General features: G+C 61.5%; 2 pseudogenes. Both read right to left on the reverse strand.

Features of this window, described 5'->3' with window-relative positions:
* A pseudogene (locus GSQ92_RS11355) lies at nucleotides 1–237 on the reverse strand (hypothetical protein); the annotation flags it as partial.
* Nucleotides 234–473 (reverse strand): annotated as a pseudogene (locus GSQ92_RS11360) (hypothetical protein); the annotation flags it as partial. The pseudogenes GSQ92_RS11355 and GSQ92_RS11360, both read right to left, overlap by 4 nt.

Genomic DNA, 473 nt, shown 5'->3' on the forward strand with positions numbered 1-473 from the left:
CGCGCAGGCGGCGAGCAGGGAGCCGACTGAGACGTCAATTTCGCCGGACAGGATAACCTGATTGAGCGCGAGCGACACGATGCCCACCACTGAGACCTGGCTCACGATACTCAACAGGTTGGCTCCAGCCAGAAAGCGCGGCGTGGTGAGGCCCAACAGGATCGCCATGATCACCAGGAAGGCGAGCGGCGGTGCTTCCGGCCGTTTGATGGCGCGGCCTAGCCACAGACCTTTCACACGACCGCTCCGGGATGAAGCGTGACATCCTCAGTGTGCTCGGCCACAATTCCGGCAGCCGCAGCGCCGATCGCAGCGACAGGGAAGTCGGGACCTTCGAAGCTGCCAGTCAGATGGCCGCGATGCATTACCAGGATCCGGTCCGCCATCGATAACAATTCATTCATCTCCGACGACACCACGAGCACGGCTTTTCCGGCCGCCGCTAGATCGTCAATGATGCGGTATATTTCGGC

Source organism: Acidisoma sp. S159 (genome assembly GCF_009766125.1).
Taxonomy (GTDB): Bacteria; Pseudomonadota; Alphaproteobacteria; order Acetobacterales; family Acetobacteraceae; genus Acidisoma.